Source organism: Methylobacterium sp. Gmos3, from assembly GCF_056430985.1.
In genome coordinates this window covers 74,178-94,388 of the sequence record NZ_JBWJYL010000007.1, presented here as the reverse complement: position 1 = coordinate 94,388, position 20,211 = coordinate 74,178, and the positions used below count along the sequence as shown (strand labels likewise).

Annotated in this window: 18 protein-coding genes and 1 tRNA gene; 15 read left to right on the top strand and 4 right to left on the bottom strand. The window is 68.7% G+C overall.

Annotated features, from left to right (window positions below; all coding sequences use genetic code 11):
- Nucleotides 1-14 precede the first annotated feature (14 nt).
- A complete protein-coding gene (locus tag ACS5Q7_RS15640; protein WP_478340227.1) occupies nucleotides 15-2,756 on the bottom strand; it encodes a hybrid sensor histidine kinase/response regulator in 2,742 nt (913 codons plus the stop codon).
- Nucleotides 2,757-2,861: 105 nt separating this feature from the next.
- Nucleotides 2,862-3,557 carry a histidine phosphotransferase ChpT gene (gene chpT, locus ACS5Q7_RS15635; protein WP_478340226.1) on the bottom strand — a complete coding sequence of 232 codons (696 nt, stop codon included), beginning with the start codon at nucleotides 3,555-3,557 and terminating at the stop codon, nucleotides 2,862-2,864.
- Between the two features lie 162 nt (nucleotides 3,558-3,719).
- On the opposite strand from chpT, the gene ACS5Q7_RS15630 reads away from it, so the two are divergent.
- Complete coding sequence (locus tag ACS5Q7_RS15630) at nucleotides 3,720-4,580, top strand: 3'(2'),5'-bisphosphate nucleotidase CysQ family protein (protein ID WP_478340225.1); 861 nt, start codon at nucleotides 3,720-3,722, stop codon at nucleotides 4,578-4,580.
- Here ACS5Q7_RS15630 and ACS5Q7_RS15625 read toward each other — a convergent pair.
- On the bottom strand, nucleotides 4,561-5,052 hold the full coding sequence (locus ACS5Q7_RS15625) for a YHS domain-containing (seleno)protein (RefSeq protein ID WP_478340224.1): 492 nt from the start codon (nucleotides 5,050-5,052) through the stop codon (nucleotides 4,561-4,563). The two genes, ACS5Q7_RS15630 and ACS5Q7_RS15625, sit on opposite strands and share 20 nt — an antisense overlap.
- Before the next feature lie 160 nt (nucleotides 5,053-5,212).
- Here ACS5Q7_RS15625 and ACS5Q7_RS15620 point away from each other — a divergent pair, with 160 nt between their 5' ends.
- The 9 genes from ACS5Q7_RS15620 to ACS5Q7_RS15580 all read left to right on the top strand — a co-directional run bounded on the left by ACS5Q7_RS15620 (nucleotide 5,213) and on the right by ACS5Q7_RS15580 (nucleotide 12,149).
- Entirely contained in the window at nucleotides 5,213-5,827 is a 615-nt protein-coding gene (locus ACS5Q7_RS15620; RefSeq protein ID WP_478340223.1) for a DUF1134 domain-containing protein, read from the top strand.
- A gap of 306 nt (nucleotides 5,828-6,133) precedes the next feature.
- On the top strand, nucleotides 6,134-6,796 hold the full coding sequence (locus tag ACS5Q7_RS15615) for a hypothetical protein (protein ID WP_478340222.1): 663 nt from the start codon (nucleotides 6,134-6,136) through the stop codon (nucleotides 6,794-6,796).
- 133 nt (nucleotides 6,797-6,929) lie between these two features.
- The gene (locus ACS5Q7_RS15610) at nucleotides 6,930-7,223 is read left to right on the top strand and encodes a 3',5'-cyclic-nucleotide phosphodiesterase (RefSeq protein WP_478340221.1); all 294 of its coding nucleotides are present in this window, start codon (nucleotides 6,930-6,932) and stop codon (nucleotides 7,221-7,223) included.
- 117 nt (nucleotides 7,224-7,340) lie between these two features.
- Nucleotides 7,341-7,697 carry an LPS translocon maturation chaperone LptM gene (gene lptM / locus ACS5Q7_RS15605; protein WP_478340220.1) on the top strand — a complete coding sequence of 119 codons (357 nt, stop codon included), beginning with the start codon at nucleotides 7,341-7,343 and terminating at the stop codon, nucleotides 7,695-7,697.
- A gap of 37 nt (nucleotides 7,698-7,734) precedes the next feature.
- The gene (gene lysA, locus ACS5Q7_RS15600; protein WP_478340219.1) at nucleotides 7,735-9,003 is read left to right on the top strand and encodes a diaminopimelate decarboxylase; all 1,269 of its coding nucleotides are present in this window, start codon (nucleotides 7,735-7,737) and stop codon (nucleotides 9,001-9,003) included.
- A gap of 26 nt (nucleotides 9,004-9,029) precedes the next feature.
- Nucleotides 9,030-9,830, top strand: coding sequence for a glycosyltransferase family 2 protein (locus ACS5Q7_RS15595; RefSeq protein WP_478340218.1), 801 nt, complete (start codon nucleotides 9,030-9,032; stop codon nucleotides 9,828-9,830).
- Between the two features lie 12 nt (nucleotides 9,831-9,842).
- Nucleotides 9,843-9,934: transfer RNA gene (locus tag ACS5Q7_RS15590), tRNA-Ser, on the top strand.
- 164 nt (nucleotides 9,935-10,098) lie between these two features.
- Nucleotides 10,099-11,385: a tyrosine-type recombinase/integrase gene (locus tag ACS5Q7_RS15585; protein WP_478340217.1), complete on the top strand. Its 1,287-nt coding sequence runs from the start codon at nucleotides 10,099-10,101 to the stop codon at nucleotides 11,383-11,385.
- Between the two features lie 500 nt (nucleotides 11,386-11,885).
- A complete protein-coding gene (locus tag ACS5Q7_RS15580; protein ID WP_478340216.1) occupies nucleotides 11,886-12,149 on the top strand; it encodes a helix-turn-helix transcriptional regulator in 264 nt (87 codons plus the stop codon).
- 363 nt (nucleotides 12,150-12,512) lie between these two features.
- Here ACS5Q7_RS15580 and ACS5Q7_RS15575 read toward each other — a convergent pair whose 3' ends face one another.
- Entirely contained in the window at nucleotides 12,513-12,980 is a 468-nt protein-coding gene (locus ACS5Q7_RS15575; RefSeq protein WP_478340215.1) for a PAS domain-containing protein, read from the bottom strand.
- 206 nt (nucleotides 12,981-13,186) lie between these two features.
- On the opposite strand from ACS5Q7_RS15575, the gene ACS5Q7_RS15570 reads away from it, so the two are divergent.
- From ACS5Q7_RS15570 to ACS5Q7_RS15550, 5 genes are all read left to right on the top strand, one after another.
- Nucleotides 13,187-15,193 (top strand): methyl-accepting chemotaxis protein, encoded by a 2,007-nt coding sequence (locus tag ACS5Q7_RS15570; RefSeq protein WP_478340214.1) that lies wholly within the window; start codon nucleotides 13,187-13,189, stop codon nucleotides 15,191-15,193.
- 7 nt (nucleotides 15,194-15,200) lie between these two features.
- Nucleotides 15,201-15,500: a hypothetical protein gene (locus ACS5Q7_RS15565; protein ID WP_478340213.1), complete on the top strand. Its 300-nt coding sequence runs from the start codon at nucleotides 15,201-15,203 to the stop codon at nucleotides 15,498-15,500.
- 319 nt (nucleotides 15,501-15,819) lie between these two features.
- Complete coding sequence (locus ACS5Q7_RS15560) at nucleotides 15,820-17,298, top strand: methyl-accepting chemotaxis protein (RefSeq protein WP_478340212.1); 1,479 nt, start codon at nucleotides 15,820-15,822, stop codon at nucleotides 17,296-17,298.
- 25 nt (nucleotides 17,299-17,323) lie between these two features.
- A complete protein-coding gene (locus tag ACS5Q7_RS15555; protein ID WP_478340211.1) occupies nucleotides 17,324-19,783 on the top strand; it encodes a putative bifunctional diguanylate cyclase/phosphodiesterase in 2,460 nt (819 codons plus the stop codon).
- A 4-nt stretch (nucleotides 19,784-19,787) separates the two neighbouring features.
- Nucleotides 19,788-20,165 (top strand): hypothetical protein, encoded by a 378-nt coding sequence (locus ACS5Q7_RS15550; RefSeq protein ID WP_478340210.1) that lies wholly within the window; start codon nucleotides 19,788-19,790, stop codon nucleotides 20,163-20,165.
- Nucleotides 20,166-20,211 lie beyond the last annotated feature (46 nt).

Genomic DNA, 20,211 nt, shown 5'->3' with positions numbered 1-20,211 from the left:
TAAAACCGTTCCGATCAGGCCGCGCGGGCCACGCCGTCCTGCGCCTCGGCCTCGTCGGCCGACGCACCGATCTCACCCAGGGCGGCGACGAGGCCGCTCCTGTCGAACTTCGCGACGAGGTCGGTGATGGCGAGGGCGCGGGCGCGCTCCACGGCGTCCGCCCCGACCGAGCCGCTGAGGCCGACCACCGGCATCGCGGCAAGGCGCTCGTCTCCGTTGCGCATGGCGCCGACGAGGTCGAAGCCGCTGCGGCCGGGCATGTCGAGATCGGTCACGACCACGGAGATGCGCTGGTCGGCCTGGAGGGTGGCCAGGGCCTCGTTCGCGCTGCCGGCGGTGACGACCTGGAAGCCCGCCGCCTTCAGCACCGGCGAGAGCATGTCGCGGAAGAAGGCCGAGTCGTCGACGAGGAGCAGGGTCGAGGCCTGCTTCTGCACCTTGCGCGGCCCCCGTGCCCAGTCGTCGTAGGCCATGGGCAGGAAGTGGGCGATGTTGATGATGTCGGTCGCCCGGCCCCGCAGGACCGCCGAGCCGATGAGGTCGGAGCGGTCGGCGGCGATCTCGATGTCGAGGCGCTCCTCCACGATGTCCACGATCTCGTCCACGACGAGGCCCATGGCCCGCTCGCCGTCCGAGAACACGACCAGCGCCTGACGGCCCTCGGTCTTGATCGCGATGCCGTCGTCGGCCGGCACCAGCGGCATCAGGCGACCGCGGTACTGGATGAGCGGACGCCCGCCCAGCCATTCGACCTTCTCGCCCTCGATCTCCTCGAGGCGCGTGACCAGCGACAGCGGCACGGCCTTGAAGCCGCCCCCGCCGCCCTTGAACACGAGGAGCGTGGTGGTCGCCTCGGTGGCGTCGGCCGCCTCGGCCTCGGCCTCTGCTTGCCCGGCGCTGGCCTGGGCGCCCTGCGCCACCTGGTTGGCGACGCCGTTCGGATCCACGATCAGCACCACGGCGCCGTCGCCGAGGATGGTGTTGCCGGCGAAGAGCGGGATGTGGCGCAGCTTCGCCGACATCGGCTTCACGACGATTTCCTCGGTGTGGAACACCTCGTCCACGAGGATGCCGAAGCGCTGGCGGCCGACCTGGGCCACCACGACGAAGCCGGTGGCCTCGGCCGCCGTCTCCGCCCCGAGCAGGCCGGTGAGCGACACGATGGGCAGGAGCCGTTCCCGCAGGCGCAGGACGGGCGACCCGTTGATGAATTCCACCGCCTGCGCGCTGGCACCGACCCGTACCAGTTCGAGCACCGCCACCTGCGGCAGGGCGAAGCGCTGCGCGCCGGCCCGGACGATGAGCGCCGCCACGATGGCGAGGGTGAGCGGGATCTTGATCGTGAAGACGGTGCCCTTGCCCGCCTGGGTGGCGATGTCGACGACGCCGCCGATGGTCTCGATGTTGGTCTTCACCACGTCCATGCCCACGCCCCGGCCCGAGACCGAAGTGACGGCGGCGGCGGTGGAGAAGCCGGCGTGGAAGATGAACTTGGCGACCTGCGCGTCGGTCATCCGGTCGATGTCGGCTTGGCTCGCGAGGCCGCGCTCCGCCGCCTTGCGGCGGATGGCGGCGAGGTCGAGGCCCTTGCCGTCGTCGGCGATCTCGATGGTGATCGTGCCGCCCTCGTGGAAGGCCGAGAGGCGGATGGTGCCCCTTGCCGGCTTGCCGGCGGCGACGCGCTGGGCGGTCGATTCGAGGCCGTGATCCGCCGAGTTGCGGACCATGTGGGTGAGCGGATCCTTGATGACCTCCAGGACCTGCCGGTCCAGTTCGGTCTCGGCGCCCTGCATCACCAGTTCGATCTGCTTGCCGAGTTCGGCCGACAGGTCGCGGACCACGCGGGGCAGCTTCTGCCACGCGTTGCCGATGGGCTGCATGCGCGTCTTCATGACGCCTTCCTGCAGCTCGGCCGTGACGTGCGACAGGCGCTGCAACGGCACCTTGTAGGCGGAATCCTCGTGACGACGGGCGATCTCGAGGAGCTGGTTGCGGGTCAGCACCAGTTCCGAGACCATCGTCATCAGGTGTTCGAGGGTGTCGACGTTCACGCGGATCGTCTGCACCTTGTTCTGGTTGGGATCGCCCTCGACGGCGGCCACGGGCGCATGCACCTCGGGCTTCGCGTCGACCTTGGCTTCGACCTTCCGCGTCTCCGCCTTCGGGGCCTCTGCCTTCACGGGCTCGGGAGCCGGCAGGGCCGGGGCGGATCCGAAATCCATCTCGTCGGGACCCGGCGCGGCCAGGAACGCCGCCTCGAGATCGTCGAGGGTGACCTCGCCGGGCTTCGGTTCCCGCGAGACGGGATCGGGCAAGACGATCTCAGGGACGATCTCGGGGACGATCACCGCCGGCACGGGAGCCTCGGGGGCCGCCCCGGTGCCGACCTCCGCCATGTGCTCGAGGGCTTCGATCAGATCCGAATCGGCGCCGGCCGGCTCGGAACCGGTGGTTTCGAGGTCGGCCAGGATCGCCTTCAGGCGGTCCAGGGTGGAGAGGATCAGCGTCACGCTCGCGGAGGAGACCGGCATCCCATCGCGGAACCGGCCCATCAGAGTCTCGGCGGCATGCGCCAGGGCTTCGAGGCGCGGCAGGCCGAGGAACCCGCAGGTGCCCTTGATGGTGTGAACCAAGCGGAAGATGTTGCGCAGGATCGTTTCGTTGTTCGGATCCTGCTCGAATCGGACGAGCTCCGTGTCGACCGTATCGAGATGCTCGGCGCTCTCGGTCAGAAACTCACGCAGCAGGTCGTCCATCGCCGATACTCGTTACGTGCGAAACGTCTCGCAGCGAGGATCATGGCGATGGGGCGTTATCGAACAGTTGCGGCGATTTGGATCTGCAGAACTATTTTAAGCGGATTACGCGATTTCGGTGCCTGAATTCCCGCCATCGCTTGCCTGAGCCTGATCAGTCACGGACGGTTCCGCCGTCACGGTGACCTCGTCGCCCTCGATGGCGAACTTGACGTCCATCCGCGCCGCGCGGGCCACGAGGCCGGCGTAGTAGGGCAGGATGCCGTGGGCATCGACCGTGCCGCTCTCCGGCTCGCCCGCGATCAGTTCCACGACATGCGGCGGGATCCGGGCATGGGAGCCCTTGGCCTTCAGCACGAAGGTCGGTGCGTCGCCGTCGCCCGTCACCGTCACGTCGATGAGGCCGCCGCGCGGGATCGCGGAGGTGGCCACCATCACGAGGTTGAGGATCAGCTTCACCTTGTTCTTCGGGAACAGGGCCTGCGGCGCGCGCCATTCGAGCTTGGTCTTCTCGTCGGCGAACATGCCCTTGGCCACGCTCTCGGCGTCGGCGAGATCGATGGAGGCACCGGCCGAACCCGCCGCGCCGAAGGCGATGCGGGCGAATTTCAGCCGTGCGGAGGCCTGCCGGGCGCTCTTGCCGATCAGTTCGAGGGCGAATTCGCGCATCGATTCGTCCTGGTCGTCCTCCAGGACCTCGAGCCCGTTCACGATCGCGCCGACGGGGCTGATCACGTCATGGCAGACGCGCGAGCAGAGCAGCGCGGCGAGATCCAGGCCGTCGAGGGTGAGAGTGGGCATCGGGACACTCCGGGACGAAAGGTGCGCACGGATAGACGCGCAACGGCCCTTTGCAAAGCGTTAACCCGCCGGATCGAAACCGGCCTAGGGTCCGGTGAAGCTTCGCGGAATCGACATCCGTTGCCGGCTGGGGCATCCATGGTGCGGGAGGATCGCGGCCTCATGGGCAGAGCGGCGACGATGACGGAAGCCGAGGCCCGGCGGAGCGCGGACGTGCTCGCCGAGATCGCCTGCGCGGCCGGGACGGTGCTGCGGCGCTGGCACGGATCCTCCTGCCCGCATGTCACGAAGGAGGACGGCTCGCCCTCCAGCGCGGCCGACCTCGAGGCCGAGGCGCTGATCCTCCAGGCGCTGACGGCGCGTTTCCCCGGCATTCCCGTCGTCGCGGAGGAGAGCAGCCGCGATCTGCCGGTCGGCGACCTGTTCTTCCTCGTCGATCCCCTCGACGGCACCCGCGACTTCCTGGCCGGCACGCCGGATTATTCGGTCAACATCGCCCTCGTGGCGGACGGCAGGCCCGTGGCGGCGGCGCTGGCCGCGCCGGGGCTCGAACGGGTTTGGCTCTCGGGACGGGGCGCCTACGAGGCCGCCATCGTCGAGGGACGCCCCGGCGCGACGCGGCCGGCACGGGCGCGCGAGGCGCCGGAAGCGGGCCTGCTGGCGCTCGGCAGCCGCCGTCACGGCGATCCGGACACCGCCGCCTGCCTCGCCTCCCTGCCCGTCATGGAGGTGCGCACCAGCGGCTCGGCGCTCAAGTTCGGCCTGCTCGCCTCGGGCGAGGCGGATGTCTACGTCCGCTGCGGCCCGACCATGGAATGGGACACGGCGGCGGGGGATGCCATCCTCACGGCGGCGGGCGGCTGCGTGATCGTTCCCGATGGCGGCCCGATCCGCTACGGCCGCCTCGGAGACGGCTACCGCAACGGCCCCTTCGCCGCCCTCGGCGACCCGACGCTCGCCGCCGACGTCGTCCTGAAGCGGGGCATCGCCTGCGATCTGTCGGTCAGCGCCCCGCGCCCCTGACCTCCTCCGGGTCGTCGAGGAGGCGGGTCAGGGTCGGCCAGATCGCCTCCGCCTGCTGCGCCAGGGCCGGCTCCGCGATGAAGCGGTTCCGCCGCTTGCCGTCCCGGAACAGGTAGAGCCGCCCGTCGATCAGGGCGAAGATCGTGGGATCGGCATCCACGATCCGCCGGTCGAGGATGCCGGCCGCGTCGTAGCCCCCGAGCCGGGGCGCATAGACCGTGGGGTCCTGCAGGAAGGCCGCCCGGTTGGCGTCGAGGGCGAAGCGCCAGACGCGCCCGTCCCACCGCGTCTCGAACCGCGGGGCGCCGGCTTTCGGCCCATCCGGCAGGAAATAGCTCACCGGGTCGTAGCCGTTCAGGGCGAGGGGCTCGAAGCGCGTCGGCTCCCCCCGTGCGCCGGAGACCGTCAGCGCGAGCAGCCCCGCGAGGACGATCCGCCGCGATCGGTCGCGGTCATGTCCCGTTAACCTCATCTTGCGAATTAGGCCCAATGCTGGTCCCACTCCCGGCCCCGGCGCGGGAACCGTTGCCGCATATCCGGCCCGTGGGCGCAAGAGGCGCTGCAAGAGGCGCTGGATCTGCGGACGGTCGCGACGCACGGGGTGCGGCCACGCTCATCGGCGGAGGAAGCCCATGACGTCACCTGTCTTTTCCGGCCTTCCGCGGCGGCAGATCCTGCGCGCCGGGCTCGGCCTCGCGGTCTCAGGCCCGGTCTTGGGCCCGGCCTCGGCCTGGGCCGCCCCCCTGCCCCCGAACGCGGATCCCGAGACCTTCCGCGCCGAGGAACTGGTCGATTCCGGCCACCGCTTCTTCGGGACGGTCTCTCGCGGGCTCGCGCTCACCGTCGAGGAGGCGGGCCGCCGCTGGGGCCAGCCCAACGGCTACATCCTCGGCCAGGAGGGCTCCGGCGCCTTCGTCGCCGGCCTGCGCTACGGCGAGGGGACGTTCTACACCCGCAATGCCGGCCAGCAGCGCATCTACTGGCAGGGTCCGTCCCTCGGCTTCGACGTCGGCGGCGACGGGGCGCGGACGATGATGCTCATCTACAACCTGCCCGGCATGCGCGCCCTGTTCCGCCGCTTCGGCGGCATCGACGGATCGGCCTATTTCATCGGCGGGTTCGGCTTCACGGCGATGACCGACGGCGGCATCGTGGTGGTGCCGATCCGCAGCGGCGTCGGCGCGCGGCTCGGCGTGAACGTCGGCTACCTGAAATTCACCCATCAGGCGACGTGGAACCCGTTCTGAGGCCAGGCCGAAAAGCCGACGTCTCCCATCAAGCCCCCTCATCCTGAGGTGCCCGGCTTGCCGGGCCTCGAAGGAGGGCTCCAGATAAATCTGCGATCCCTGGAGGCCTCCTTCGAGGCCGCCGCTTCGCGACGGCACCTCAGGATGAGGTCGAGGAGGGGAAGAATCACGGACTTCGCGGTCAGGCTCCGAGGCCCCGACGCGCGCCCCGCGTAATTGACGGGCTCGGACTTGCTTGAGAGTTGCGCTAGAAGCCCAATGTGAAGCAGGGCCGGACCGGCCGGCTGGGGACGCGAGCGGTTCCTCTTGATCGAAACGGCGATGATCTTCGCGCTGGGCTTCCTGGTCGCGAGCCTGCTGGCCCTCCTCGTCCTGCCGGCGGTGAACGCGCGCGCCGCGCGCCTCGCCCGCCGGAAGGCGGAGGCCCAGCTTCCCCTCTCGTCCAGCGAGATCGCGGCCGAGCGCGATTTCCTGCGCGCCCAGTTCGCCGTTCGCGAGCGGCGGCTCGAACGCGCCGTCGAGGCGGCGAGGGCCAAGCGCCATGCCGACATGGCGGCGATCGGCGCGGGCACGATGAAGGCCGCGAGCCTGAGCCGCGACCTCGAGGCGCTGGAGTCGCAGCTGGCCGACGTGCGGCGCGTCAACGGCAACCTCGAAACCGCGCTCGCCCAATCCCGCGAGGACGGCACGGCGAGCCTCGCCACCCTGCACGCCCTGGAGGAGGCCCATGCCGACCTCCTCGACAGCCTCCTCGCCCTGCGCGGAACCGACACGGCCGCCCTGCGGGCGAGCCTGGAAGCGGCCGAGCAGGCGCTGGCGGCGGGGTCCGGGCGCGACGAGGCCGCCGAGCGCGAGAACGCGGACCTGCGTCGGCGCATTACCGAAGTCGCCGACGCGGTGATCGGGCAGGCCCGGCTCCCCCGGGCCGGAGCCTTCGCGGTGCCCGAGCCGGAGCCGGAGCGGGTCTGACGCCCCCGCCCACACCGCAAGGCAGACGCCACGGCGCTGCAGTGCTGATTTCGCACGGTCGCCATGTTTCGACCACGCGGAGGCATCATCGCAGCGCCACACCTTTGAAGACGAGCACACGGAAAGCGTACTCATGCGCCTCAAGCACATCGTCACCGCCGCGGTCGCGGCCCTCGCCCTCACGCTCCCGGCCGCCGCTCAGCAATCGAAGCGCGGCAACGAGACGCTGAAGAAGTACTGCACCGGCGACTACCTCTCCTACTGCGGCAATCTCGCCCCCGACGATCCGGCCACCGACGCCTGCATGCAGAAGAACTGGAAGCAGCTTTCCGAGAATTGCCGCCGGGCGATCGATGCCTACGAGGCGCAGCAGGGCCAGGGTGGCGGCAAGCGCGAAGGCTCGCAGGGCAGCGGCAAGCGCGGCTGAGGTGGAAGCGCGCGGCGCGGCTGTTGCCGATCCGCGCTCGCCCCGCGCCCGCGCAACGGCTAAGGTAGGGCTCCGGCCGGGCACGGTGCCCGCCGGAGACCGCCGGACCCGCGCGTGATGTTGCCCCGATCCGCCTTTCAGATCCTGTTCGTCGCCGGCCTGTCGGCCCTGACGCTCGCCGGATGCGGCCGCCGGGGCTCCCTGGAGCCGCCGCCCACCGCCGCGGCCCCGGCCGCGACGACGGCGCCCACGGGCAACCCATCCTCCGTGAAGACCGCGCGCATCCTGCCGGGCAGCATCGGCCTCGGCGGCGGACAGGCCGAGCCGGAGGCCGAGGCGGTGCGCGCCGGGGACGAGCTCGCCCCCTCCGCGGTCCCGCCCGCCGGCACCGAGGCCCCCATCCAGACCACGAAGGGCGCCAAGCGCGGCTACCGGATCCCCAAGGAGCCTTTCATTCTCGACCCGCTGCTGTAGACGGGCCTCGAACCACGCAGCGACGGCGACAGGCGCGATGCACCACTTCCACTACCGCAGCGGCCGCCTCCACGCGGAGGAGGTCGATCTCGCGCGGCTCGCGGCCGAGGTCGGCACCCCCTTCTATTGCTACAGCACCGCCACGCTGGAGCGGCATTACCGCGTGTTCGCCGACGCCTTCGCGCAGGACGGGGCGCTGGTCTGCTTCGCCATGAAGGCGAACTCGAACCAGGCGGTGCTGGCGACCCTGGGCCGCCTCGGCGCGGGCATGGACATCGTCTCCGGCGGCGAACTCGCCCGGGCGCTGGCCGCCGGCATCGACCCGCAGCGGATCGTCTTCTCCGGCGTCGGCAAGACCCGCGAGGAGATGGCGGCGGCGCTGAAGGCCGGCATCCTGTGCTTCAACGTGGAGAGCGAGCCCGAACTGGCGCAGCTCTCCGAGGTCGCGGTGAGCCTCGGCGCGGTGGCGCCGGTCTCGGTGCGGGTGAACCCCGACGTCGACGCGCTGACCCACGCCAAGATTTCCACCGGCACCTACGAGAACAAGTTCGGCATCCCGATCACCCGCGCCCGCGAGGTCTATGCCCGTGCCGCCGCCCTACCGGGCCTCGCGGTGCACGGCATCGACATGCATATCGGCAGCCAGATCACCGATCTGACGCCGTTCTCCGACGCCGCCGCGCGGCTCTGCGGCCTCGCCCGCGACCTGATGGCCGACGGGCACGCCCTGAAGCACATCGATTTCGGCGGCGGCCTCGGCATCCCCTACCGGGACGACAACGCCCCGCCCCCGGACCCGGCGGCGCTCGCCGCGACCCTGCGCCCGCATTTCGCCCCGCTCGGCCTGCGCCCGGTCTTCGAGATCGGCCGGATGATCGCCGGCAATGCGGGGATCCTCGTGACCAAGGTGCTCTACGTGAAGCGCGGCGAGGGCCGGACCTTCGTGATCGTCGACGGGGCGATGAACGACCTGATCCGCCCGACCCTCTACGACGCCTTCCACGCCCTGCGGCCCGTCACCGAGCCGGCGGCCGAGGCCCCGCGCCTCGTGGCCGACGTGGTCGGCCCGGTCTGCGAGAGCGGCGACTATTTCGCCAAGGGCCGCGAGATGCCCGAGCCCGCCCCTGGCGACCTGATCGCCGTGATGAGCGCGGGCGCCTACGGGGCGGTGCAGGCGGGCACCTACAACACCCGCGCCCTGGTGCCGGAGGTGCTGGTGCGCGGGGCCGAGGCGGCCGTGGTGCGTCCGCGCCAGGAGGTCGAGGCGATCATCGCCCTCGATCGCATGCCGGCCTGGCTCGGCTGAACCGGCGGCATCGGGGACTCGACCGCGTGCTACCGCTCTCCGTCTTCATCATCGCCCGCAACGAGGCGGACCGGATCGGTGCCACGATCCGCGCCGTGCGTGACCTGACCGACGACCTGATCGTGGTCGATTCGGGCTCGACGGACGGGACGCAGGCGCTCGCCGACTCCCTCGGCGCGCGGGTGATCCACCACGACTGGCCGGGCTACGGCCCGCAGAAGCGCTTCGCCGAGGAGCAATGCCGCCACCCCTGGCTGCTGAACCTCGACGCGGACGAGGTGGTGCCGGACACGCTGGCGGCGGAGATCCGCGCCCTCTTCGCGAAGGGCGAGCCGGCCCATCCGGCCTGGCGCATCGGCATCGCGGAGATCTTCCCCGGCGAGGCGAAGCCGCACCCGTTCGCCTACACGCTCTATCCGGTGCGGCTCTACCGGAAGGACCGGGGCCGCTACTCGTCGTCGCCTGTCTTCGACCGGGTGGATCTGGAGCCCGGCGCGACGGCGGGGCGGCTGAAGGCCAAGATCCACCATTTCTCGGTGCGCTCGCTGGGCGACCAGCTCGACAAGCTCAACCGCTACAGCGACCAGCAGGCGGACGACCTGGAGGCGCGCAGGGTGGTGATTCCGAGCTGGCGGGTGTTCGTGGAGCTGCCGGGCAATTTCCTGAAGGCCTATTTCGGCCGCCGCCATTTCGCCCGCGGCACCTACGGTTTCCTGACGGCGATGAACTACGCGATCTCGCGTCACTTACGGATCGCCAAGCATTACGAGCGCCGCCGGCTCGCGAACCACCGGGATCGTCTTGACCGCTCCGGCCGGACGTCCTAGAGCCGGTTTGCCGGAGACGTGGCCGAGAGGCTGAAGGCACTCGTTTGCTAAATGAGCATACCCTTAATCGGGTATCGAGGGTTCGAATCCCTCCGTCTCCGCCATTAACCCGCGCAGAACGGGCAAGCGTGGCTTTCCGGGTTGCTGAACCCGTTGATCCATTACCATATTTCCAGTCGACGAGGTCACGCGGGGGTACGCATGGACCGCCAAGGACACGCGTCGTGCTTGGGCATCCGCTTGGGCACACTCATGCCCAGGCTGGATCGTGGCCGCTATCAACAAGCTGACCGCCAAGCAGATCACGACCCTACCCATCGGCCTACACGGTGATGGAGGCAACCTGTACCTTGCCGTGCGCCCCGGCGGATCGCGCCAGTGGGTGATGCGCTATCGCCACGGGGGCCGGCAGCGAGAACTTGGTCTCGGGGGCGCTGGCCCCCACGCCCTCACGCTCGCTGCGGCTCGGTTGGCGGCTGAGAAGATCCGCGTGCAACTGCGCCACGGACTCGACCCCCTGGCGGAACGCGAGGTGGCGGCCAAGGTCGTTCGCATCCCGACTTTCCGGGAAGCCATGGACGACTTCATCAAGCGAACAGAGTCGACTTGGAAGAATAAGAAGAGCGCCGCGCAGTGGCGCGCGAGCCTTGGCACCCACGCCGCGCTCCTCATGAACCGACCGGTCGATCGCATCAATACGAACGACGTCATCGCCGTCCTCGACCCTATTTGGCACCGCCTGCCCGAGACTGCCAAACGAGTGCGCGGGCGAATCGAGGCCATCCTGTCGATGGCCAAGACCCGCGGCTTCCGGTCCGGCGAGAACCCCGCCGCGTGGCGCGACAACCTCAAGAACGTGTTCCCAGCCAAGCCGAAGCTCGTCCGCGGGCACTTCAAAGCGATGGATCACGAGGAAATCCCAGCCTTCATGGCCCGTTTGCGGACGGCCGACTCAATGAGCGCCTTGGCGCTTGAATGGATCATTCTGACGGCGCTGCGCCCGAGCGTCGGCGTCAGTGCGCACTGGTCCGAGATCAATCGCCAGAGCCGGACCTGGACCATCCGAGCGGAGCGCATGAAGGGCGACAAGGAGGCGGCCCTTGTCAACGAGGATCATGTCGTGCCGCTCTGCCGCCGCGCCCTCGACATCCTCGACAGAGTCGAAGCACTCCGGGTCACGAACAGGGGTGACGAGTTGGTCTTCCCGAGCCAGAAGCTCAGGCCGCTGTCCCTTACCGCGCTGGAACACTGCCGCGAGCGCATGGGCGTCCATGTGACCACCCATGGGTTCCGCGCGACCTTTCGAACTTGGGCCGGCTCAGCCACGTTTCACGAGGTGGAATTGGCCGAAAAAGCTTTGGGCCATCTAGTCGGTGACGAGACCGAGCGCGCCTACAATCGGGGGCATCTGCTGGAGAAGCGGCGTCGGCTAATGGCTGATTGGGCCGATTACCTCGCGGGCACGCTCACGCCGCAGGCGAACCCATTCGTCATCCAGGACACTGCTGTCCCGCAGCAGGTGGTCGATGAGATGCGGGCTCGCTGGACGCGTTGAGGCGGTCAAGGACGCTACGATAGGTAGGGTGCGACAGGGCGACGCCTCCGCACGATTCCACCGAGCGGACTGGCAAAGCTTGACAGCAGGCTGCTGCCGTCTACCTTTATTCTTATGGAAGTGCCCGTGGTGTTGTGTCGGCAGCCGGGCAAAGCGGTCGGCACGACTTAGCATCAAAGCTGAGCCATGGGTATGGCGGCCCCTCTGAGCGACTGTTCCGGACACGATTGCGGCTGACAGAACAATCCGCCTGGCAAGCAACGGGAGAAGCGGACTCGACCCGCAATCAGGCGTGACCGGATCGATGGGTGCCCTCGCCAGGGGCATCCGGTGGCAGATTAGGATGAAATCGGCGGCGCGACCAAAGGCCTTATGTCGTGCAGCCGAGGCAATTCTACGGGGCGGTCCGGCAGGGCCGCAATAGCCTTCCGTAGTCTGATGGCACCCACGCGCCCCGAGCCCGTCCGCGGGCCGCGGCCGATTGCTGTCGGAACTAGCCTATGTCCAAAACCACGTCTCCCGCTCCTCGGGCCAAGACCCTCCTCACGATGGAAGCGCTCGCGGCGAATTTCGGTGTCTCACGCTCGACGGTGAAGAACTGGCGATCCCGCCGGATCATTGAGCCTTGCGTGTCGATCGGGAACATCGTCCGATTTGATCTCGCGGAGTGTGAGCGCAAGCTCGCTGCGCTCAGCCGCAAGAGCACCCAGCTGCGCGACCGCGAGAGTACCACCAATAACGAAGACACGGATCAAACAATATGATCAGACCGGCGCCTCTACGACGCGGATGGGTCGCAAAGGCACCGATTGTTCACCGAGACTGATTCTTGCGGGAATCCAGCCGGTTCTCATCTTTTGCGGCACTGGGTAGCTCGACGGGGCGCGGTCAAGATTGATCGCGCTCCGCATTGCCGGGCGGCAGAGTTCGCTTCATGCGAAGGTCGGCTGCGGCGAATACATGTGAACCGCAATCTAGCGCTCTTCGGCTCCGAATCTGTCGGCGAGCATAGCGGTGCGGGTTATGCGCCAGCGACTGCGAAAAGCAGACCTTTTCCTTTGCGCCCATCCCGGTCGTATAATTACTTGGCGTAGATGCTGCGAAGCAGACGTCGTTATGGCCACGCGTCATTCGAACAGCGGCTTTCCGCTATCGAGTTCCAAAGGAACAGCCGTGGACGTCGGTCTGTAACGTTTCGTACCGACGCCCGACGGCCGACCCTTACGACGGACCACTTCGCGCTCGAACGCGATGAAGGCTTGAGGTGTGCCGTCCCGGCCGAGGATTGGGCGAACATCGATCTCGCATAGGTACGGAACCCCGCTTTTACGGTAGTTCTGAAGGCAACCCAGGAAGCGCCCCTCCGACAGCAGGAGCCGTGGCATGTGCCGTGTTGCCTCGCGGTTCGTCCCAGGCCCCTGCAGCATGCGCGGCGTACCACCGATCATCTCCTCGGGAGCGTACCCGCTCAGGCGCGAGAAGGCCGGGTTGGCGTACAACACCGTCGGTCCCGGGCGATCCAGGTCGACGTCCGTGAGTACCACCGCAAGGTCGAGGGGTTCGGCAAACAATCTGACCAGATCCACCAGCTCCATGGTGTCTTTCCTTCCATAATCTCACACCGGAACTGTAAATCAGGATTTATTAAGGGCTTATTGCCTCCGAAAGATGTGTTGTCGACGGATTCTGAGGGGTCGAATTCAGACATTAGCAAACGTCGGCACGCGATCATGGGTTATCGCCCAACCCGCCCAAAATCTTTGGCGGCGACAGGGCCGACGGAATCTACGGGAGACCAACCATGCTCGACTTCACGGGTGAACGACGCAGGGCTAGGAGGGCGACCGAGACGCTCGCGGCCATCCGGACGCCGGTGATGAGCCTCGACGCGAACGGCGTCGTCACGGCCCTCAATCCGGCCATGGCCGATCTCCTGCGGGTCTCCGCATCTGACGTCCGGGCCGAGGTCATCGTCGGTCGGCACGTCGATGGGCTCTGCCGCGAGGAGGACGGCCGGTCGCTCGCGGCCCTGCCCGGTCAGGATCGCCCGACCGTGGTCGCATTCGGCAGTCGCCGCTTCGACGTCGTGGCGGTGCCATTGCCCGGCATGGGCGAGCAGGCAGGCATCGTCCTTGAGTGGACCGACGCCGCCCCGCGCCTGGAGCGCGAGGATCAGGGCCGCCGCCTCGCCGCGGTCGAGGCGTCTCAGGCCGTCATCGAGTTCATGCCCGACGGAACCATCCTGGCGGCCAACGCCGGCTTCCTCGATTTGATGGGATACGCCTTCGACGAGGTTAGGGGCCGCCATCACGGCATGTTCGTCGAGCCGGCCTACCGCGAGAGCCGGGACTACGCCGTCTTCTGGGAGGGGCTGCGCGCGGGCCGCGCAGAGGTCGCCGAGTTCAAACGGGTGACGAAGGCCGGCAAGGCCGTCTGGATCAAGGGCTCGTACAACCCGATCCGTGACGGGGCCGGAAAGGTCGCCAGGATCGTGAAGTACGCCACCGACATCACGGCGCAGGCGGTCGAGGCGGCGGCGCTGAAAGGCCAAGTCGACGCCATCCGCAAGTCCCAGGCGGTGATCAGCTTCGACCTCGACGGGCGCGTCCTCGAAGCCAACGCCAACTTCCTGAACGCTGTCGGCTACACGGCCGCCGAAGTGGTCGGCCAGCACCACGGCATGTTCGTCGACCCCGAGTACCGGGCCGGCGCCGAATACGCCCGCTTCTGGGAGGTCCTGCGCCGCGGCGAGTATCAAGCCGGGCAGTACCGCCGCATTGGCAAAGGCGGCCGCGAGGTTTGGATCGAGGCGAGCTACAACCCGGTCTTCGATGCCGATGGCAAGCCCGTGCAGGTGACGAAGTTCGCCATCGACGTCACCGCGCAGGTCGAGCAACGCGAGCGCGTGCGGCGCATGGAGGAGGAGGTCACCCGGGAACGCGCCGAGGCCGAGGCGCGCCACAGGGCCGAACTCACAGCGATGGCCGACTCCTTCGAGCAGACGGTCGGCGCCGTGCTGTCCTCCGTCGCCTCGGCGGCGACGCAGTTGCAGGCGACTGCCTCCAGCATGTCGGGCATCGCGACGGAGACGGCGCAGCAGTCGACGGCGGTCGCGGCGGCGGCCGACCAGGCATCGTCGAACGTGAACACCGTGGCGGCGGCGGCCGAGGAACTCGGGGCTTCGGTCTGCGAGATCGCGCGCCAGGTATCCGGCTCCGAGGAACTTGCGGGACACGCGGTGCTGGAAGCGGAACAGACGGCATCCCTCGTGCAGGAGCTGAGCGAGGCGGTGCGCAAGATCGGCGACGTGGTGGCCATGATCTCCGCCATCGCGAGCCAGACCAACCTTTTGGCCTTGAACGCCACCATCGAGGCGGCGCGCGCCGGCGAGGCGGGACGCGGCTTCGCGGTAGTCGCAAGCGAGGTGAAGGAATTGGCTGGCCAGACCGCCCGGGCCACGGAGGACATCACCAAGCTCATCGGGCGGATACAGGGCGCCACCGGCAGCGCGGTCGGCGCCATCGACGGCATCCGCAAGCGCATCCAGGAGATCAGCTCGGTGGCCTCGTCCATCGCCGCCTCCGTGGAGGAGCAGGGCGCGGCGACGCAGGAGATCGTACGCAACGTTTCCGAGGCCGCGTCGGGGACCGCCGACGTGACGAGCAACGTCGTGGGCGTTGCGCGGGCCTCGGAGGAGACCGGCGCGGCGGCAACGCAGGTGCTGACGGCAGCTTCTGAGCTTTCGCGCCAGTCGGATCACCTTGGCGGTGAGGTCGCCCGGTTCCTGTCCAAGATCCGCGCGGCGTGAGGCGGCCATGACGGATGTTTTGACACTACCCGTCACGCTGTCGCCGGAGGGAACCCGGCGTATGGCCGCACGGCTGAAGCGCGACGCCCTGGCGGGCGTCGAACTCGGTCCGCGCGGGCCGCAGATCGAATGCCTGACGGCGTCGCTGTCCCGCTCGTTGGGGGAACTCTCAGAAGAACTCAGGCAGGCGGTGGCCGTGCTGCCCGAGGGAGACCCCGTCCTGTTCGGGTTGCGCGACGCCGCGTCCGGCATGACCCGGCTCGCCCAGTTCGTGATGGCCGGCGCGGCCGGGCTTCAGACGCATTAAGGCGCGCAAGCTTAAGGCTCCACGGCAGATGCGTTTCCCGACCGCCGCCGCGTCGCTCCCTAGGCCAACCCCGCCAAAGGGTTCACAAGTTTCTGGAAAGGTCGAGCCTTTCCAGAGGCCCTGCGGCGATCAGTAATGAATTCAATAGTGGCATAGCTCGGCCTTACCGGATCTGCCGCGTTCAAATGAAAGATAATTTGCCTCGAAAAACAGCCGATAGACCAGGCTTTCACCAATCGGCTTGAGGCCGTGTCAGTTCGCGACGGGCATCCTTTTGGTGAAGAGAGGAGAACAGCCTCCTGCCGCATGGGGATGTGACATGTTGATCGGTAATAACGAACTCAAAGCCAAGCTGAACGCGCTGGATGCCTCGCAGGCCTTCATCCAGTTCGATCTCGACGGCAAAGTCGTGACCGCCAACGCCAACTTCCTGGCAGCCGTCGGTTACCGCCTGGAGGAGATCCGAGGCGAGCATCATTCCATGTTCGTCGACCCGGCCGAGCGCGGGGGCGACGCCTACCGTCAGTTCTGGGCGGCGCTGCGCAGGGGCGAGCACCAGGTCGCCGAGTACAAGCGCATCGGCAAGGGCGGCCGCGAGGTATGGATCCAGGCGAGCTACAACCCGCTCGTCGGGCGCAACGGCAAGCCCTACGGCGTGTTAAAGTGCGCCACGGACATCACCGAACGGAAGCTGCGCAACGCCGACAACGAGGGAAAGCTGAACGCCCTCGATCGGTCGCAGGGCATCATCGAGTTCGGGCTCGACGGGATCATCGTCACCGCCAACGCGAACTTCCTCGCGGTCGTCGGCTACGGCCTCGACGAGGTACGCGGAAAGCACCACTCGATCTTCGTCGACCCGGCGGAGCGCGAGAGTGCTGCCTATCGCGCGTTCTGGGAAGCCTTGGGCCGGGGCGAGTTCCAGCAGGCGGAATACAAGCGGATCGGCAAGGGCGGGCGCGAGGTCTGGATTCAGGCCACCTATAATCCCGTGCGCGACGCCTCGGGCCGGCTGGTGAAGGTCGTGAAGTTCGCCACCGACGTGACGGAGGCCGTCACCGAGCGGCTGCGGCGGACGGAACTGCACCGCGCCATCGACCGAGACCTCGACGGGATCGCCGGATCCATCGCGCAGGCCTCGCACCAGGCGGTCGGCGCGGCCAGCGCCGCCGAGCAGGCGTCGGGCAACACCCAGGGCGTCGCCGCAGGCGCGGAGGAGCTCGCCTCGTCGGTGGGCGAGATCGGCCGTCAGGTCAACCGCGCCCTTCAGGTCACCGAACGCGCGGTCGAGCAGGCGAACGCCACATCGACGGTGGTGGCCGGTCTCGCCTCGGCGGCCCAGCGCATCGGCGACGTGGTCGGCATGATCTCCGGCATCGCGAGCCAGACCAACCTTCTGGCCCTCAACGCGACCATCGAGGCGGCGCGGGCGGGCGAGGCCGGGAAAGGCTTCGCGGTGGTGGCGTCCGAGGTGAAGGAACTCGCCTCCCAGACCGCCAAGGCGACGCAGAGCATCGCCAGTCAGATCGCCGAAACGCAGGAGGCCGCAAACCGCGCGGCCACGGCCATCGGCGGCATCGGCGCGACCATCGGCGAAGTCAACGAGATCTCCTCGGCCATCTCCACGGCAGTCGAGCAGCAGGCTGCGGTCGCGCAAGAGATGTCGGTCAACATGCAGGCCATGACGCAGGCCGTGTCCGAGATCAGCCGCAGCGTCGCGCTGATCGCCACGTCGACCCAAGAGGTCGAGGCATCGGCGAGCCTGGTCCGCGATGCCTCGCGGAGCATGGCGGCCTAACGGCAACGGCGGGAGGGAACAGGTCATGCACGACATCATCCTACCCGCCGACGTCGAGGACGAGGCGGGCTTGCGCGACGGGGGCCTGCGCCTGCGCAAGGCGATGCGCGCGACGATGCTCGCCGAGACCCTCCAGCTCGGCCGATACTCCGCGGTCACGCAGGGCGCCGTCGTGCTGGTGCTCGCCGCCATCTTCTGGAACCTCGTCTCCCAGGCCTACCTGTCCGGCCTGGCGGCAACGGTGACGGCGCTTTGCGCGGCGGCCCTCGTGGCGACGCGGCGCTACCGCGGCCGGCTCGGTGACGGCCGCGTCGCCCGCGAGGCCGTCGTCGTCCTGCACGGTCTCGCGCTGGGGCGGGGCCTCGCCTGGGCGAGCATGCCCGCAATCCTCCTGCCGTGTGTCGGCAACGGCGACAGGGTCATCGTCGGTGCCGTTTGCGCCGCCCTCATCTCGCATGCCTACGTCTGCGGTCCGATCTTCTCCCTGGCTCTCCTCGCCGTGGCACCTGTCGTCGCCGGCATGTTCATCGGGCTTGCGGGCAGCGAGGAGGCGGTCGGACGGCCCGTCGCGGTGCTGCTTGCCCTCTACGCGGCCTTCGTGTTCGTCAGCGCACGCCGGATGTGCCGGCATTCCCGGCAGCGAATTCGCGACCGCGTCATGGTGCAGGCGCAGAGCGAGACGATCGGGTTCCTCCTCAAGGACTTCGCGGAGGGCACAAGCGACTGGCTGTGGGAGACAGACAGGGCCGGCCGGCTGCGGCAGGCACGCGCCTCGGTCGCAGCCTTGCTGGGCGTGGACGCCGCAGACCTCCGCCACCGGACTCTGCCCGGGTTGCTGCGCGAGTTCGCCGATGGGGAGGTCGGCGACGAGAGCGCCCACGGGATCGCCGCCGCTATCGAGGCCCGCGCGCCGTTCCGCGACCGGACGGTACGCCTCCGCACGGCGGGCGGCTCGCGGTGGCTCACGCTCAACGGCAAGCCCGTGCTCGACGCGCAGGGTGCCTTCGTCGGCTACCGCGGCGTCGGCTCGGACGTCACCGAGGGCCGGGAGGCACAGGCCCGCATCGCCTTCCTCGCCGGCCACGACAGCCTGACGGGCCTGCCCAACCGCGGCGGCTTCCAGGAAGCGCTCACGGCGCTGTGCCGCGACGTCCGCGCGGTCGAACGCCGCAGCGCCCTGTTCTACCTCGACCTCGACGGCTTCAAGGCCGTCAACGACAGCCGCGGCCACCTCGTCGGCGACCGACTCCTTCAGGACGTCGCCGCGCGCCTGCTCGCCATCGGCGGACCGCACGGCGTGTTCCGCCTGGGCGGCGACGAGTTCGCCGTCGTGGTGCGCGACGTTGAGCGCGCCGAGTCAGAGGCCCTGGCCTCACGCATCGTGGCCGAGTTGAGCCGCCCGTTCCAGATCGATGAGGCGAGGTTGGAGATCGGCGTCAGCGTCGGCATCGCCCACGTGCCCGACGACGCCATCGAACCGCCAAGCCTGCTCGTGCGCGCCGACCTGGCGCTCTACGCGGCCAAGGCGGATGGCAAGGGCTGCTGGCGCACCTTCGATCCGGTACTGGAGGAGCGGTTCGTCCGCCAGCGCGAACTCGATGCGGCCATGCGCATCGCCCTCGCGGCGGATGAGATGGAGCTTCACTACCAGCCCCTGGTCGACATGCAGACCGGACGTGTCACCGGCTTCGAGGCGCTGCTGCGCTGGAACAGGCCGGGGGACGGTTGGATCTCCCCTGCGGATATCATCCCCATCGCCGAGGCCACGGGATTCATCGTGGAGATCGGACGCTGGGCGCTCAGGCGCGCCTGCAGAGACGCAAGGTCCTGGCCCGACCTGCGCGTGGCGGTGAACATCTCGTCTATCCACATGCGCATGCCGGGCTTCCACGAGGAGGTGGCCGCCATCCTGTGCGAGACCGGGCTCGTGCCCGGGCTCCTGGAAATCGAGATCACCGAGACGGTGCTGCTCGACCACGGCCCGGCGGTACTTGAGAACCTGAGACGCCTGCGGGCGACGGGCGTCCGCATCGCGCTTGACGACTTTGGTACCGGCTATTCGTCCTTGAGCTACCTGACCGAGTTTCCGTTCGATAAGGTCAAGGTCGACCGCTCCTTCGTGCGAGACCTGCAGGGCCGGCCGGAGAAGGTCGCCGTCGTCGAGGCCATCGCGCGCATGGCTCGAGCCCTGTCGATGAACGTGACGGTCGAGGGCGTCGAGACGGTCCATCAGCTCGACGTCCTCCGTGAGAAGCGCTGCGACGTCGCCCAGGGCTTCCTCTACAGCCCGGCGCGCCCGGCCTGCGAGGTGGCCTCGCTGATCAAGCGCATCGAGGGAAAGCGACATCCGCTTCGGTTGGCCGGGTCCGCAAACGACGCCGTCGCTGCAGGCCTTGCCTCCACCGCCATCCCGCCGGCAGCCGTCCTCAAAGATCTCCCTCCCGGCAGACGCCGGGAGGAACCGCTCCGGATCGGACGGGGCTGACGCCATGGCCGATATCGTCCAACTCCCCCCGATCCCGTCAGCCGAGGATCCCCTCGCGATGCTTCTCGACCTGCGGCGGCGCCTGGACCTCGGCGAGGACATCGGCTCCAGGGTCGTCCACATCCGGCAGGCTGTGGCGGCGACGAGGGCCTACGCGGGCGGCCTCCGTCGGGTGCTGGTGGCGCCTGACGACAGGCAGGAGGCCGAGGCCGGACTCATGGCGGTCGGTGAGAAGGTGCTCGTCCTCGCCGAACGGAACGTCGCCGCCTGCGAGGAGCTGCTCCGCCTCATCGAAACGAGTGTGCCTGGGACGTCCGGCGATATCCTGGGTAAGATCCCCGGCGTCTTGACCGAAGCCTCGGACGATCCGTTCCGACGTTGAGTGCAACGAACGCAGAATGCCGGGTCGAACATGGGACGGCTGCTTT